This window comes from Mongoliitalea lutea, from assembly GCF_014652135.1.
Lineage (GTDB): Bacteria > Bacteroidota > Bacteroidia > Cytophagales > Cyclobacteriaceae > Mongoliitalea > Mongoliitalea lutea.
Genome location: NZ_BMYF01000017.1, coordinates 46,794 through 62,095 on the forward strand (window position 1 = coordinate 46,794; position 15,302 = coordinate 62,095).

The 15,302-nt window shown below is 39.1% G+C and carries 14 protein-coding genes; 2 read left to right on the forward strand and 12 right to left on the reverse strand.

Features of this window, described 5'->3' with window-relative positions:
• Window positions 1-193 precede the first annotated feature (193 nt).
• Genes IE080_RS13515 through IE080_RS13525 form a run of 3 tightly spaced genes read right to left on the reverse strand, consistent with a single transcriptional unit; the run spans window position 194 to window position 7,016 of the window.
• Window positions 194-2,398 (reverse strand): hypothetical protein, encoded by a 2,205-nt coding sequence (locus IE080_RS13515; protein ID WP_189583516.1) that lies wholly within the window; start codon window positions 2,396-2,398, stop codon window positions 194-196.
• Window positions 2,398-6,639 carry a phage tail tape measure protein gene (locus tag IE080_RS13520; RefSeq protein WP_189583518.1) on the reverse strand — a complete coding sequence of 1,414 codons (4,242 nt, stop codon included), beginning with the start codon at window positions 6,637-6,639 and terminating at the stop codon, window positions 2,398-2,400. Before IE080_RS13520 ends, IE080_RS13515 begins: the two co-directional genes overlap by 1 nt.
• Before the next feature lie 2 nt (window positions 6,640-6,641).
• Window positions 6,642-7,016 carry a hypothetical protein gene (locus IE080_RS13525; protein WP_189583520.1) on the reverse strand — a complete coding sequence of 125 codons (375 nt, stop codon included), beginning with the start codon at window positions 7,014-7,016 and terminating at the stop codon, window positions 6,642-6,644.
• Window positions 7,017-7,667: 651 nt separating this feature from the next.
• Between IE080_RS13525 and IE080_RS13530 the strand changes: the two genes are divergently transcribed.
• Together IE080_RS13530 and IE080_RS13535 are read left to right on the forward strand one after the other, a co-directional pair.
• On the forward strand, window positions 7,668-8,114 hold the full coding sequence (locus IE080_RS13530) for an ArdC-like ssDNA-binding domain-containing protein (RefSeq protein ID WP_189583522.1): 447 nt from the start codon (window positions 7,668-7,670) through the stop codon (window positions 8,112-8,114).
• 4 nt (window positions 8,115-8,118) lie between these two features.
• Window positions 8,119-8,763 carry a JAB domain-containing protein gene (locus tag IE080_RS13535; RefSeq protein WP_189583524.1) on the forward strand — a complete coding sequence of 215 codons (645 nt, stop codon included), beginning with the start codon at window positions 8,119-8,121 and terminating at the stop codon, window positions 8,761-8,763.
• A 454-nt stretch (window positions 8,764-9,217) separates the two neighbouring features.
• Here the strand turns inward: IE080_RS13535 and IE080_RS13540 are convergent, their stop codons facing one another.
• From IE080_RS13540 to IE080_RS13580, 9 genes are all read right to left on the reverse strand, one after another.
• Window positions 9,218-9,589 (reverse strand): hypothetical protein, encoded by a 372-nt coding sequence (locus IE080_RS13540; RefSeq protein WP_189583526.1) that lies wholly within the window; start codon window positions 9,587-9,589, stop codon window positions 9,218-9,220.
• A 120-nt stretch (window positions 9,590-9,709) separates the two neighbouring features.
• Window positions 9,710-10,018, reverse strand: coding sequence for a hypothetical protein (locus IE080_RS13545; RefSeq protein WP_189583528.1), 309 nt, complete (start codon window positions 10,016-10,018; stop codon window positions 9,710-9,712).
• Window positions 10,015-10,203: a hypothetical protein gene (locus IE080_RS13550; protein WP_189583530.1), complete on the reverse strand. Its 189-nt coding sequence runs from the start codon at window positions 10,201-10,203 to the stop codon at window positions 10,015-10,017. Before IE080_RS13550 ends, IE080_RS13545 begins: the two co-directional genes overlap by 4 nt.
• A gap of 170 nt (window positions 10,204-10,373) precedes the next feature.
• Window positions 10,374-10,802 (reverse strand): hypothetical protein, encoded by a 429-nt coding sequence (locus tag IE080_RS13555; protein ID WP_189583532.1) that lies wholly within the window; start codon window positions 10,800-10,802, stop codon window positions 10,374-10,376.
• Window positions 10,799-11,722: a hypothetical protein gene (locus tag IE080_RS13560; RefSeq protein ID WP_189583534.1), complete on the reverse strand. Its 924-nt coding sequence runs from the start codon at window positions 11,720-11,722 to the stop codon at window positions 10,799-10,801. Before IE080_RS13560 ends, IE080_RS13555 begins: the two co-directional genes overlap by 4 nt.
• Complete coding sequence (locus IE080_RS13565; RefSeq protein WP_189583536.1) at window positions 11,719-12,717, reverse strand: DUF6712 family protein; 999 nt, start codon at window positions 12,715-12,717, stop codon at window positions 11,719-11,721. The genes IE080_RS13560 and IE080_RS13565 overlap by 4 nt, the downstream gene beginning before the upstream one ends.
• A 3-nt stretch (window positions 12,718-12,720) precedes the next feature.
• Window positions 12,721-14,103: an SNARE domain-containing protein gene (locus IE080_RS13570; protein ID WP_189583539.1), complete on the reverse strand. Its 1,383-nt coding sequence runs from the start codon at window positions 14,101-14,103 to the stop codon at window positions 12,721-12,723.
• A complete protein-coding gene (locus tag IE080_RS13575) occupies window positions 14,100-14,402 on the reverse strand; it encodes a hypothetical protein (protein ID WP_229800639.1) in 303 nt (100 codons plus the stop codon). Before IE080_RS13575 ends, IE080_RS13570 begins: the two co-directional genes overlap by 4 nt.
• Before the next feature lie 28 nt (window positions 14,403-14,430).
• Complete coding sequence (locus tag IE080_RS13580) at window positions 14,431-15,288, reverse strand: hypothetical protein (protein WP_189583547.1); 858 nt, start codon at window positions 15,286-15,288, stop codon at window positions 14,431-14,433.
• Window positions 15,289-15,302: the final 14 nt, after the last annotated feature.

A 15,302-nucleotide genomic window follows, 5' to 3' on the forward strand; every position in this document is an offset into this window, starting at 1 on the left:
ATAGGTTTGGCTAATCGCTCGATGCATATTTCAATTAGATATAGCCAAATATCGAAAGCTCACATTTTTTAGAAAGGACAGATTTTTGTTGATTGTAATGTGGGGCTTCCCCAAGGGTCGGGCTATTCGCTGCAAGTCCTCGCTCGTACCTCACTCCGGGCTTTCCGCTTCTATCCCTAAGCCAAGATCTACATTACAAGGAACAATCAGAATCAATCATGCAGCTACCACCAGGCTCAACGTTTACCCCATTAGGAGGTGATGATGCTATATCATTTACAAAAAAAATTGGTTCTACTTCTGAGCAGAAGTAGATATTTGTAAAGTTTAAATTTATAAAGCTTGAATAAGTGGTGTATGATTGCCTGATTGGAGCTTCACCAGGTCTTTTAATGCTGATTTCCATAGATTCCTCTTCAAAAATCGACTCATCAATTATCACTGTATAACATGTCCCAGTTGGCTCTTGCTCTCCACTACCTGATCCGCTACCAGATCCACCAATTGAACCGCTACCAGATCCATCATAGATAATATCAGGCAATGGAGCTTCAATCAGGTCGGTTTGAATTGGATCGATTTTCTTTTTAGACAGTGGTACTACCATTTTTTTTATCCACCACAGACGATTGCGTACCATGACTTTTTGAGAAAGATCAATATCTTTAATACCGTGTGGTGAAATGATAAACTCACCATATGCTAGCAACCTATCTGACTCGATCCATTGCTTAAATTGCCTGTGATGCGTTTCAATCAAACCATCCTCACCATCCCACTGAAGACTTAAATCACCAAGTCTTGTACCGCCAGCGTCATAATTGTGATAACTTAAATATGGCAATTGCAAAGGCGGATTTAATCTGTTTTCAATGTTTCCCCAGTAGATCATCATGTGAGGCTTATATTCGACTGACCGAGAACCTTCATAGATTGGAAGATAGGCCAGTAGCTGAGGCTTAGCCTGGACACTTGCAAAAAGATCAATGTTTTCTGTAGGTTGCATTTTCATAGGACTGATCACAGATGAAATCCGATATCCACCATCACTTTGAGCACTCCCGAATCCATTATGTTTCACTTCATAGGAGAATTCATCTGGAGAAAATGAATTTAACTTTGGCCTGAGTTTTTTCAATATCAGTTGATTGGTGCTCCTTATGTAGTAAAGGCGCTCATTAGTAACTGGATCTACCGTCGCTGATATAAGGTCAGTAATATTTTGAACAGTAAATTCAGGATCTACAGGAGCAACTCCCTCTTTAAAATCATCGTACCCATAAAGATAATTTTGGGCCGACTCACGAGAAAGCACAAGCTTACTACCTAACCTAGAATCCCAATCTACAAACGATACATCCTGAATAATATCGCGGTTAAACTTGACTACATTCACAAGCTGAGGCCCTTCCTGAACACGGAAAAGCGTAGCGCAAAAAGTATTAAGTACACCTTTTAACACCTCATTAGAAGGAAAAGCAGCTTGATAAGAACTGATTTTCAAAATAAATTCCTCTTCAGGATCTGCAAAAGCAGGGTAATCATTATCTAAAATAACTCCTGACCACTTTTGCACCAGGTCGTTTCTAAACATTTTGTGCCAGTGTGAAGTAAGAACAACTTTATATAGATCACCTTCGCTGAAGGGATTTCTTTCATCAGTAAGATCTAGTAAGGTTTTTAAAAAATGGTGAACCCGCATCTGAGGATATATAGGAGAATGTGCATAGCGTATTACATCTCCAGAGATATTTAATTCCAAAGGAATTATATATCCAAATGTATTGGCCACCGGATTAAAAAACTGATTTTGGCCATATAGGGAATTGACATATACAACTAGAGACCCATCGAAAGCGGTTGGAAAATCAATATTTGTAGTCTTGATTGGTGCAGCAGACCAAGGCTCTAATCCATCTCTAGCACTTTCCCACTTAGCTTTATAAACTGCCATAGGAATATCAACACTGAAGGATGGTAAACCTACTCCCCATTGAGGGTTGGTTCGCATAGTATAGGTACCTTGAGTAAATGGAATAATACCCCATTCAATTTCATTCATGTTTTTTCGTAGGATACTTAAGTCATCCGAAGCCTGAAAATTGAATGAAATCCTACCTCTGATTTCACGGATAATTACAATCCCATAATAAAGTACTCTTGGGCCAAATCCCAAAATAGCTGAATCATACTCCCAAGTTCGGATTTCTTTTGAAAGGTTGACCCGATCCGGATTGTCCAATAGCGCTTTATTACCAGCTGTCAGTGGAAATTCCGAGGAAGTAGTATATGGAGCTGGAATTCTATCCTGAAGAAATAGGGGATTCTCAATAATCAAATCAACCCGAAAATCATCGGGAAGATCAATGTATTGATTTTTTATACGTATGTAGATCATCAGATATTAGCGCTTTTTTGGATTTCAGTTAGTTCAGACTGGGTCTCTTCCAGAGAGCCTTTGCCTATTAAAGATACATCTGCTTTGATAGGCCTTTTCAGACGCTCAATTAGGGCATTGGTTAGCTGCTGATTTTTGCGAAGCAAATCCATCATCTCAGGAAGAAAAATATTACCCATAGACATGGAATTATTGCCAGGACTAGTATTGCCGACAAATCCTCCAGACTCACGTCCAGGAATAGCAGCGGATAACTGTCTGTTCTGTTCCAAAATCCTGAATAAATTCAGTGAGTCAATCGAACCATTTCTTTGAGCCGTGTCTATAGCATCTAATACAGGCTTCACGGTTGGATTATTAACTGCTTGAGCATTGGCCACAAACTCACTACCATTCTCACCCACGATGACCGTAGGCCTGTCTACATAACCACGCCTACCAAAGTCCATTTTGGCCCGGAACATTTTTTTATCTTGGCTACGGATCACGTCCTCAAAAGATCCTCCTGTCTCCACACCTGGTATCTCAGGTAGAGGAGTTTTGAGGATGGCACCTATCTGAAGCGCTCCAAATCCTCCCACGATTTTAGCCAGAAGCAGATTTGGTAGTGATTTGGCTACCGCAGCAGCTGTGTTGACAATGGCGGACATAAGAGCAACGTTGCGCTCACGCTTCGCTTGGTTGCGCTCATATACCGCCCTTTTTTTATCTAAATCAGCGTTAAGTTTATCGCTTTGCTGATTGTACATATCCTGGTTAATGATATTTGCATCCAATTGACGTTTTAACAAATCTTGCCGCTCTCTGGTGTTTCGCTCAAATTCCTGCATCTGTCTACGCTCTCCAGCTGCTACAAATTGATTGTATTGTGCCCATACATTGCCCAAAGCCTGGGCAGCAAAGACCATTTCCTCTACTCCCATCCTGCCGGCTTCCAAATTATCAAAGAAGACACTCCAATCATCCGGAGTAAAGCCAAGCAGATCGACATTGGAAGTCCTCAAGCCTCTATCCTCAGCTATCTCAGTACCTGAGCCAAGCCCCAATTCAGAAAGCTTTTCCCGGACTTCGTTGAGGCGATCTATAAGTACATCTTTTTCATCTTCTGATAATACAGAGTCTGATAAATTGACCCCTGAAAAATTCCCTGAATCCAGCGCTGCAATTAATTCTGATTGGAGGTTTTCCAAATGCTCTCGAAGAAGTTTTTCTTCCTGTCTTCGATACATTTTATCAAGCTCTTGTTGAGCTTGACGCATATTGCGCAAACCCAATAAAGCTTCATTGGAAAGCTCTCCCTGAAGAGCAGCTCTCGCTTGCTCCATGGTCTTTATCGACTTAAACTCCTCATTGTGCTTAATACGAAGTTCCCTCAGCTGTTCATTCAAATTATCTTGGTTTCGCTGAAGCTCGATTTTTAAGGCATCAGCATCTAACTTATCAAGTTTGGCATAATGCTCTTTTGTCAATGCTTGAAGAACTGCAAATTCTTCAGCGGTCATCTCTTCTCTCTTTTTACCAAAAATACCTGCTTCCTGAAGCCTTCGCTCAAAAGCCAATTTTTCCTGGTCAATTAAAGAAAGCTGGCTTTCCAATACTTTTCTGCGAAACTCCTGTTGACGTTCCAACTCCCGTTCCAAATCCTTTTTATCTTTGGATTTAGTCTCATTTTTAACCTTAGCAGCTGACTTGATTTCATACTTCGCCAATTCGTCCTGAATTTTCTTTTGCTCTCCGGCATTTTTCCTCAACTCATCAAGATTCTCAACATTGATTCGCTTCCGTTGATCTTGCAGCTCTTTAAGCTTGGCTTCTAGTGATTCTATGGTGGTAATTTCTGCAGCAGTAGGACTCCCTGGGAGTCCCACTGATCCTGATTGGGCTTGCTGCATTTTTTCGGAGTTTTCTTTGATAAAATCTGTCAAAATTCTGGATTGAATATCCATATCTTTCTCAAAGTCCTCTCTATTTTGTTTACGCAGTTCAAACATTTTCATGTTTGCCTGAGTATGCATACCCAAAACGCGCATCAAACCTACTTTAACCTCTTGACCGAATGAAAGAGAAGCATCTTGGCCATTCATTATTGCCTCTAATCTCTTCTTTTCAAGTTCGACAAGTTGTTCTTCTGCAGCTTGTATTTTAGCTTTTTTCAATAACGATTCTATGTAAGCATCTGTGGCTTTTTTTGCTGCCTCTGTATTGACAGTTTCTAAATTAAGGTTCCCAAAATATTGTGGAGATATCTCGTTAAGCTTTTGCAAAGCCCGAGTCCTTGCTTCGTCTGTTAAAGCTTTATTTTGAGCTACCTTGATAAGCTTTTCAACTTCCAAGCGTTCTTTAACTACTGATTTTTCTGCTTGAAGTGTTACATCATTTAGCTTTTCTTGGGCTTTTTCAGCTGCTGTGGACTGTTTTGAAAATGCATATAGCGCTAAACCTGCGGCGATTACAACTGAAGCTAAAAGAACAAATGGATTTAATTTAGCTACTGAGTTAAACACTCTCATTGCTTGAGTCGCACCCTTAATGTTACCGGCCAAAAGCATCTGCACGGCTGCAAGTAGTTGAGTGCCTGCTATCATAGCATTGTCCCAAAACACCTTCAATTTCGTGACTAAAATGTTTTCCTTAAGGTTAAGATTAACCGCCCATAAAATCGCATTGTAAGCAACAAAAAGAGTCGTTAAAACAGCTACATGCTTACCGTATTTCAAAAAGAAATCAACCAACACGCTTAATATTCGAATAAGCATATTAAAACCAGAAATGGAGTGAGCCATTACTGGCATAAGCTTTTCACCGAGCTCAACAACCAAGTTTTGAAGGCCTTTTCTAGCTTTTTCAAGCTTCGCCTGAGCTGTCTCATTCTTAATTCCAAATTCCTCAGTCAAAGAAGTTCCTTCTTCAAATGCTTTATTTGCTAAAATCTGCTGTTCTCTAAGTTTATCGGTATTGTTAGCCAAGGAACCTAGCACACCTATAACACGACCTCCATCTTGCCCAAGATCTCCCAAAGTGGAAGCTAGATCAGTTAAACCTTCTGAGTTTTCTTTTACGCCCTCTAAAACTCTTAAAAATGCCTCATTTGCATCAGCATCAATAAGCTCTTTGAATGCATCTACTGGCATATTCGCATATTTTGCGTATACATCTGCATTCTTAGCCATGGCCAAAAACAATTTAGAAAGAGCGGTGGTAGAAACTTCACTGGTCTGACCTAAACTATCCAAGGTAGCTGCCATACCCATCAAATCAGTGATTGTCATTTTGGCCAACGGACCAACACCAGCCATCCTTCTAGTAAACTCGACTATGTAACCTTCATTGGCTGTACTAGCCATGCCTAGCTCGTTGATAGTAGAGCCTACTTTTAAAAGCGCCTGCTCTAATGGGAATTCATCGCTGATTTTAAAGATATCAACCAACTTGCCTACAGCAGTAATTGCTGCTTCTACATCTCCCCCGAGGTCTTCTGAAAGTGCAACGCTTATTTGATCAGATGCACGGACGAATCCAAGTAAGTTATCTGTTCCCTGAATACCCAACTTACCGGCAACACGAGTAAGGCCCAGCAAATCGTTTTGAGCTGTCCTGGTGTCTATCCTTTTAAGTTCTTCATTCAACTCAATTACTTCTGCCCTTGTAAGGTTCGTAGTCTTCATAACATCAGCAACCTTATCATCAAATTCCGCAAAATCTGAAATAGCTTTTCGAACTCCTGATATTGCGGCGAATGCACTAGCAAAACCGGCTGTAATTACCCCTATATAATGATTAAAATTTGAAGCAAGACTTTTAATAGATGATCCCGTGGTCATCGCTTGGCCATTAAGCTCCCTATACCTAGCAGTAACTTCCCTAAGACGCTGGTCATGCTTTCGCCACTCTTCAGATAATGGAGATGAAATATCTCTAAGCCTTCTGACATTATTCATCTCTCTTTTTAGATCAATCAAAGACATCTTATTGATATCGACTTGAGATCGTAATTGCTTAAGCCTAGACTCGGCCATTGCAAGCGCATCATTTTTTTGTTTGATTGCTTGAGTAACTGCTCGATATGCCTCTGTGTCTTTCTTACCATCAGCCCTCATTTGCTTTTCCTGCTTCTCTAGGGTTTTAAGCTCGTTATTGGTATCCTTGATAGCACGCTCTAGCTCCCCTATTTCTTTCCTACCCTTATCACCATTGACGATGATATTAAGTACAAGGTCTTCGTCTCTTAATTTCTTGCCCATGATTATTTCTGTTCAAGGTCCCGTTTAATACCATCAGCCACCTTATTGGTAAAATCTACCATTAATCGATTGGCAATACTGAAGTAGTGCCCAAACACATAGCGGTTATGTATTGGAAAATTCCTACGTTTGATCCTTTGGCCCCTTTTAATCAGAGGCTTTTTCTTAAGATCCAAAAATCTTTGGTAAGCTTTATGCCTAAATGAAAGAGCACCATCCATTGTATCTTGCTGAGTAACTTTTAATTCCCTGCCCTGAACAAGTTCATTGGTGTGAAAATTTAGAAGTCTACGCATCTGAATCAATTGATTCTTTTCCATGCGCTGGGACTCTTCCTGAAGTATCCTTCTTACAAACTCTTTTTTAATAATGCTCACATCTATTCAGCTTATTCACGAAGCTATATCTATGTGACTACTAGAGAAAGGACATAAAAAAACCTGCAATAAGCAGGCTATTTGATAATTAAAGTGGTGGACGGAGTTGCTAGGTACATCAATGAATGATTAAACCCCGGGACCTTACGGTTAACCGACTCCGACCATATTATAAATCGTTAAGAATTCAGAGTCCAAAGGTAAACAAAAGACTGTTTACATTGGTGGGATTCTTCCTAGTAAGGTGGGATTTTTTTGGGGCTTGAGTATGATGATATCATATATCCTGATTTTTCAAAGGGCGTGCAATTGCAAAGACGGGGCAGGGCGGAGTCGGGGTCAATCTAAAGCCAAGAAAAACGGAGTTTTTTCCCAAATAGATAAAGAGCTATTTTCCAATGATTTAATTTATTTTCATTCTAAACAACAAGGCGTTTTTTAGCCGTTTTAAGACGCTTTTTTGCCTTTTTATAAATTTTTTAATGAAAAATACTTTTAGATGGATTATAGAAAACTTTTGATTCAAATACAAAGAAATTCAAGACCTAATCACCTATAAATGAGATTTTTATCTAAAAAAAACACTTGCAAAAGTGTAAATATACTGTTATATTTATATATAATTAATCAACAAACAAACGCTAAAACATCATGAAGGACCAGACCAAAACCGCCGAAATTCTGCCAAAAGAAAAAAAGGCTATGAATCCAAAAAGAGAGCAGCTAATTATAAACTCAATTGCTGCAAAAGCCATTCGTCAAGCAAAAGTTGATGAATCAACCACAGCCCAGGAAGCAATTTTTTGGACATCCAAAACAGTCAACTACATGCTAATCCATCACGTGTACGACACCCAGGGAGCAACCGAGCTAAACACTTTCCACCAATGGAAAGAAAAAGGTGCCACTATCAAAAAAGGTGCGCAAGGCTTTGCGATATGGGGCCAACCAATCAACAAGCAGAAAAAAGAAGGAACCGGAACACCGGACCCGGAAAACGATTTTGAGTTTTTCCCGATGTGTTACCTTTTTTCTGATTTACAGGTAATCATTTCCAAAGAAGAAGACAAAACCGATTTTCAAACCGTAAACGTTTAAAACTATGAAATTGAGAGAACCAATCGAAAAAATGTTACTGAGAGGAAAAAGCGCTTTGACCGATGCGGAACTGATAGCAATTTCAGCTGGTATCCCGATAGAGACAGCAAGGGAAATTTTGATATATGTTAATTTTAACCTCCAAGAAATCCCACGTTTATCAATCGGAACGCTTAAAAAGTTTAAAGGTATAAGCGAATCAAAAGCCGTTGCCATTGTATCAGCTTTTGAACTTGGAAGAAGAAGAAGCTTAATAAATGAAAGCCCAAAAAGATTTAAAATATTTAGTTCAGCAGATATATACCAGTATATGAAGCCTGATTTATTGGATGAAGTCGTAGAGTATTTTTATGTAATCCTTTTGAACAGGCAAAACTATGTAATTAAAAAGGTAATGATAAGCCAAGGCGGGACAGCTGGAACCGTTGCAGACCCGAAACTGATATTTAAACATGCTTTGGAATCATTGGCTAACTCAATAGTATTGGTACATAACCACCCTAGCGGAAACGTTAAACCATCAGAGCAGGACCGAAGACTGACAAACAAAATTATTGAAGTCGGTAAAAGTTTGGAATGTCCAGTTTTGGACCACATGATTTTTACAGATTGCGCATATTTTTCTTTTGCGGATGAAGGCTTGATTTAAAAACCTGTTTAAGTGGAAACTAATCTTTTATTAGATGGTTTCCGCGCGCTGGAAGCGGCATTTTCCCAGTAGTGCTTTCCAGAGAAAATTTTTATCCCTATAAAAATCTGTACTAACATACAGGCACGAATGGGAAAATTATTTGTTTGACTACTTTTTAACTGCCTAGATTGCCCTATAAATTACCTTAACAGTAGGCAGCTAAAAAGTTTGAATACATGCTAACAATTCTCTTCAACCCATTTCAAGAATTCTTCAAAAGTAACATCCATTGTCATTAAATTTGTCTTAATATGAAACTCTGGAACCTCTTTATGGTGGCCATGAAAAGTAATGGTCCGAAAGCAATTAGGACATTTCCAATGTTCATGAGAAGATTTTGTTCGATTATATAAGCAACCTTTACTTTCTAAAAATTTTCTCCAACAAACAGTTTTTATTTGTTTTTTACCCATTAAACCGCAAACTCTTTATTTACAATTTCGGTATCCTCTGGCAAATTAAATTCATTTAAAAAGCCATCTTTATCTACATAAGAATCAGAATAAAATTGCTTTCTTAAGTGCTTGTTTCTTTTCCAACCCATAGATTCCAATTCTTTCATTCCATCCGATGGATTATTTATAATATTTGAGAAATATTCCTTTAGATAAACTTCAAAGAATGATGTTTCTGCTTCTTCTTTTGTTAAACCGTAAGATGAAATATCAAGTGCGGGTGCATAAAAAACCCAATAACCATCATTCTGAAAAAAAACTGCTTCAAAAGTACCAGTAATAGTTCTTGCTTTCAAGTCTATCTTGAGAGAATTACCTTTAGCTGTCATAATAAGTAGGGTTCAATTGTAACTATCGTACAATTATAAACATAAAAACTTTACGAATAGTTTTTCTATACTATTTTTTACCTTTTTCAGGGTATTTTTAAACTCTTTATAAAGGTTTTCTTAACTCATGTATACCCCTATCCTCTCATCAGTCTCAATATCCTTAAAATAGATCCTATCTCCCTCTGCGCATAACTTTTTTACACGTAAATAAATATATGCATTGGCCATCCAAGCATCCGGTGTTTTAGGGTCGGATCCCCAGAGATCCTTGTATAGATAAACAGTATGACCATCAATGACGACAGCTTTTTTCTCGACCAAAAAATTAAAGCCTTCAACTACTTTTGTAATATGATCAACTTTCTGACCTGCAACCTTCAGCTTTTTCTTAGCTTCAGTTATCTGCTTTTTTATCTGCTTACTCATTCTGACTTTACATTTACAGGCTGCTTTTCAAAAAACCACCCTTTGTATTCAAATGGAAACTTATACTTTTTGATGTAGTGATAGGAAAACTCAGGATGAGCATCACAGAGCAGAACCAGGCTAGTCCAAACCTCTCTTTTTTCTCCTTGACTAAGTAATATGATGTTTTTCAAACTTGCGGCCATTGGATTGATGTTTTAGCAATCTACAAGTTCTAAGCTTTTCAGCTATAAACCAAAATTTAGTGTAAATATTTTATAATACTTACACTATATCAAATCCTACAATCCTCCCACATCTACTACACACTTTATCCTGGACACGACCATCAAAGGTATTGTCCCGGAAATAGTAATCAGAATGTGAACTGCATGGACCAGCCATTCCACCCGCCAAAGATATTGTACTCCGGATCGATGGTGATGGATCCTGGCTCCAGTCTCCAGAAGGGCCAGCATCCTTCCTCGGCTGCTTCTTCGATGATGGATCGGATCTCGATGATGATCTGCTGTGTCTTGTCATATTGATCTATTTCAGCCGTCCGAGCTGCTGACGGATTGGCTTTTTCTATCACAAAAAAAATGGAGCTGTTCATATCCTCCGAAGCTCCCACTCTCCCAGATCGCTGTGCATTGGGGATGACTGCCACGAGCTGCACACCTGTCTTGCTCTTAAGTCTATTGACTGCATGGGTGTCCACTGCCACCAGATGGTAATCTTCCAATCCCTGTACATCAGTCTTGAGCTCATCCAAAAAGGATGCAAATCGCTTGATTTCTATCATTTGCGTTTAGTTTTGGCTTTTTGTTTGTCCATAGTCCGCTTCATATCCTCCATGTAGAGGAGGATATCAAAGAGTCCTACTTTGTCTGTTTTTTCCAAATCCCCAAATGGACCTTCTTTGGCGATACCATGCAGCACATAGATCCAATCTCCACCGCTTTTCTTACTGCTCGTGTCTTCGGATTTCGATTTTGGAAAGAGAATTCTGAAATTAACAGTTGACCCTCCCAAGGTCAAATCTTCTGACTGTATGTACTGGATGCAATAGGTAAACCATAACAATATTACAGTCTTATGAATGCTGCTGATATTCTTTACCAAAAGGGCATTTTCATGGACTTTATTTCTATTAAATGGTTGTCTTCGAAGTCCGTCAAAATTTTCATGCTTGGATACTTGCTGAAAATTGTCACGCTCTGGACGATAAAGACAAGCAATCATCTTACATAGTGTGAGCTCTTCCTTACTCTCAAAGTATTCATTCATGTACTCTATTGCAGCCCTGAATTCACCAAATGAAATATCAGCAAGTAAGTGATCTGGACCATGGAGAGTAGCCTTCTTAGTCTGAAAAACAGGATAATAATTGTATACGGTATCATAGTTGATCTCCAATAATCCTGAATCATTGGATTTAAACAAAAAAGTGATCAGCTCATCACACAAGACATAAATTCTACTGTACTTGTCTAATACTCTATCCTGACCTAATATCCGATCTTTGGCGATAGAGGCCCAATCCCTTTTTATTTCCAGTAGAAAATATAAACACCTTACACGAGCCTCATCAACGCTGATAATCCCAAAAGAAGCCCAGATTGCCTGCTTGAGGCAATAGTTTCTTTGTTCTTCGCTCATCTCATCCCAATGGGAAGGAATTTCGAGCTTGATATCTTTTTCGGGGATTTCAAGCGTATTCATGTGCGTGCAAATTTTCTTGAAGGCTTATTCTCAGGAATTAATTGAAATCTCCCGGACTCAGGATCCATGCGCTGCAAAAACAGTTTAATATCATCCAAGGCCAAATATGCATCTCTAAGCAAGCTACTATGGTGCCACTCGATCACTTCTGTAAGTGCCGGCGTACTTGCAGCTCTGGCACCTCTATCAGATTTAAACTGCTGCACTACCGAATCAGGCAACACCTGTAAGCTAAGGCGCTTCACCGCTTTTGACATGACAAAAAGAGGAATAGTCTTTTGGACCATCTCCAAAAGTTCCTGAAGCTCATCTGCATTGTCTGGAGGAGTACCGCTACCGCTAACCAGGGAAGATTGCCAAAAAGCCAGCAAAGGAGCATAGAGCGCTCCAAGTGCTTTTTTGATAGTCTTGGTCTGAACCTCATTGTTCCAGGCTAAGACCGTGTAAAAAAATCTCGGCGACTCATCTATAGGATAAGATTCCTGAAATACCTTCTCTGAGTTAACAAATAGCTCCCTTGTCAACTTCCGATTATCAGAATTCTTCCATTCTGTGATATTGTTTTCTTCAAGCCAGGATATCAATAGATCCACAGTCTTATTGACCTTCAACAAATGCGCCCTATCATCTCGGTCCAGCATCCACTCCCAGGCCATTTTTTCATTTTGATTATCAATGGATACTTTCCGTCCAGTATCCTGATGAGAGACGAGATTAGATTGATAATAATTGTATGTGGCCAGATAAGCAATAGGCATCTGAAGCATTTGCACCAACTTATTGTTAATCACATGGTCTGTACTTTCAGATTGGTAATTGGAAGAATTATAATGGTTTAGTGCACGAGCATAAACACCACCACCAACTATCTTTATGATATCTTTCTCTGCTAGTAACACATCTGTCTCTATCCTGGAAAAATCATTGTTGGCATAGTAGCTGCCTGTCCTGTCTTGAAGCTCCTGAGCTCCTTGATTACTTTTATTGAATAACATAGCTTATTTCTCCTCAGTTGCTGAATTCATTACTCTTCCTTCCGGATTTACATCTTCTTCTCTGGCTACGCTATGATGATAGAATCCCATGCGAAGCTTTTTCTTAGGGAAATTGGCAGCAATAGCCTGATTGATCTTCTGAAATACAACTTCCTCTGGAATAGTCGTATCAGAAGCCATGTATAGCTTGAGTGCGTAGAGCATCTGTGAACCGCTGCTCAACTGTCCATTGACAATGATATTAGAAAGGGAAGGATGAAGTCCCATGCCTGAGGTAGTAGCTGAATCTGCTTTTTCGGATATCTTGATTTGTGCATCAATGAAATCTTTCACCTTCTGGTCAATGCTCTCTACCTTCCACTGACATAAATTGCCTTGTTCGTCATAGAAATCAACAGTTTCAATAAATTTACCGGCATTTCGCTTGCCTGTCAGCACTTTGGAGATAGATTCAAAAAGCTCATCCTTCAGCTGCTCAATTCGCTTCTGAAGCTGTGCATCTGTCTCAGTAGGATACATCTGCCGGAGCTTCTCTTCCTTGTCTTCCCAGTACCTAGCTGGATGATGGATGTGGAATGCTGAGGTAATCCCATTCTCTGAAAGATACCTCAACACCTCAGGAATATCAGAGCTGCGCATGATCCAGTTGAGCGAACCGTAATAGCTCGGTACGCTGTAAAAATTACGGCCAAAGGAATACTTGTTGTCATAGCCAAGAGTAATCGGATAGCGGAATGGATCCATCGGATCAAATACCGGATATCCTGTCAGACCTGTATGCAAGCAGTGATTTTGGAAATCACCTACATATATTCGCTTGACTGATTCCAATCGCAAAGGGCCAGTCTCAGGCCAAGCCAATCGGGCATCTGTAGCCGGGACCACTTGCAAATAATTGATTCTCCCTTCAAAGCCGGCTCTAGGACCTCGGTTGCGGACAACTTTGGTATAAATACCCTTCATGTACTTAAATTCGACCATAGCCATGTCTATGTATCGCTTGTAATCCCAGGAGTCAAGCCAGCTTTGTATCTCAGGATCTGCGACATATTCCCGACGGACAAAGCCATTTTCAAACACTAAATTGTACAGCTGCGGACCATCACCATAGAGCAATCCAATCTCACGCTCCAGGATGCCCGGTGCAAGGTTGTTTTTGTCCATGATGTCACGAATAATGACCGGCAAGTCATTATTGACTCCATGAGGCACCAGCTTGATACCTTGGACCACTGTAGGATCAGCTTCCCAGTCAATGTTTTTTTGGATATTGACAAATTCATCAAATTGATTGAAGGGATTTTGTCCCATGACAAAAGCAGATGCATCCACACGCAGCACGCGGGAGTTACCGACTTTCAATGGTTTCTCTGCAACTTCGCTCATAGTAGCTCGACCGTACGGCCATTAAAGGTCATCAATGTAGGATGTGAAAATCTCCGTAGCTCATTGGTATCGAGATCTATGTAAGGCTCGATGAGTTCGGAGTTTTCGAAATTGACCAATTTGGACTTATTGCGAAGCCTGGCATTACGGACTTCCACGATACCGTGAGTAGTCTGCTTAGTCCTATCGTAGGACATAAAAGAAAATGAAAAAGAAAGGCCCTCGGCGGACAATTCACGCATTTCTTCGATGGCTTTCCAAACAGTCAATTGGCTCATGGTACCAATATCGGAAGCCATTAAAAAGTGAGAAAGGACAGGAAGGTAACTAGCTATGCTTTTTAATTATTTCTTTAATCGGGTTAATTGTATTTTTTTCATCATAAATCACCTTAAAAATAAAGTCTAAAAGAAACTTAAGATCCGCAGCATTTTTTAAGCATACACCATCAGTTTCAGAATGAATACCTTTAGATGCAATATTATAAGCTAACTTTAAAGGGTTTTGACCGAACTCTTTTAATTGTAATGGTGCACGTTCGTAGGCACTTTCAATAAATTTATCCATCTTATTAGCCTTAATTGCATCTTCAATATCTTGTTTTACTACCATCTCATCGCTACTTCCTTTCAAAAATTCATTCAAAATAGCTCTTACCTCATTTTCAAAAACTCTCCTAAAATAAGCCAATGCACCTAATCCAAATGAAGCAGATATATTTAATAAGGCTTTTTTATAAAAATCTAAACTTTCACTAGAGATAGTTTTTTGAATGTAATTATCAGGTTTTATGGAGTAACTTGGGTATTGGCCTATTTTACAAAAATTAATACCCAATTGATCCCCTATATCATCTAATTTAGAATTCAATTTTAAAAGAAGATGAAAAACATCATTTTTACAAAGTAAACACTGTCCTATTAATCTTTCTACAAATAAAAATTCTCCATTCTCAATAAATTCCAGCATACTATTAGATGAAAAAACATTACTTAAATTCATGCTTATTTTATCTGAAAATCTTAAAATAACTGTAACAGGATCTTTCTGACAACTACAACTAAAAGTGAACCCTAAGCCCTCTAAGTGCTTAGGTGTGAATGTTGGTTCAACTTCAATAATTGCATTTTTATATAGTGGATAATTTGCAATAAAATCAGAAAATTTTGCTTTATCTAAAATCATTTTTTTTTTGAGCA

Coding starts and splice junctions, on each gene's coding strand:
- IE080_RS13560 (WP_189583534.1), bottom strand. CDS start 11,722: ATGAATACGCTTGAAATCCCCGAAAAAGATATCAAGCTCGAAATTCCT.
- IE080_RS13530 (WP_189583522.1), top strand. CDS start 7,668: ATGAAGGACCAGACCAAAACCGCCGAAATTCTGCCAAAAGAAAAAAAG.
- IE080_RS13540 (WP_189583526.1), bottom strand. CDS start 9,589: ATGACAGCTAAAGGTAATTCTCTCAAGATAGACTTGAAAGCAAGAACT.
- IE080_RS13565 (WP_189583536.1), bottom strand. CDS start 12,717: ATGTTATTCAATAAAAGTAATCAAGGAGCTCAGGAGCTTCAAGACAGG.
- IE080_RS13520 (WP_189583518.1), bottom strand. CDS start 6,639: ATGGGCAAGAAATTAAGAGACGAAGACCTTGTACTTAATATCATCGTC.
- IE080_RS13535 (WP_189583524.1), top strand. CDS start 8,119: ATGAAATTGAGAGAACCAATCGAAAAAATGTTACTGAGAGGAAAAAGC.
- IE080_RS13515 (WP_189583516.1), bottom strand. CDS start 2,398: ATGATCTACATACGTATAAAAAATCAATACATTGATCTTCCCGATGAT.
- IE080_RS13545 (WP_189583528.1), bottom strand. CDS start 10,018: ATGAGTAAGCAGATAAAAAAGCAGATAACTGAAGCTAAGAAAAAGCTG.
- IE080_RS13570 (WP_189583539.1), bottom strand. CDS start 14,103: ATGAGCGAAGTTGCAGAGAAACCATTGAAAGTCGGTAACTCCCGCGTG.
- IE080_RS13555 (WP_189583532.1), bottom strand. CDS start 10,802: ATGATAGAAATCAAGCGATTTGCATCCTTTTTGGATGAGCTCAAGACT.
- IE080_RS13580 (WP_189583547.1), bottom strand. CDS start 15,288: ATGATTTTAGATAAAGCAAAATTTTCTGATTTTATTGCAAATTATCCA.
- IE080_RS13575 (WP_229800639.1), bottom strand. CDS start 14,402: ATGGCTTCCGATATTGGTACCATGAGCCAATTGACTGTTTGGAAAGCC.
- IE080_RS13550 (WP_189583530.1), bottom strand. CDS start 10,203: ATGGCCGCAAGTTTGAAAAACATCATATTACTTAGTCAAGGAGAAAAA.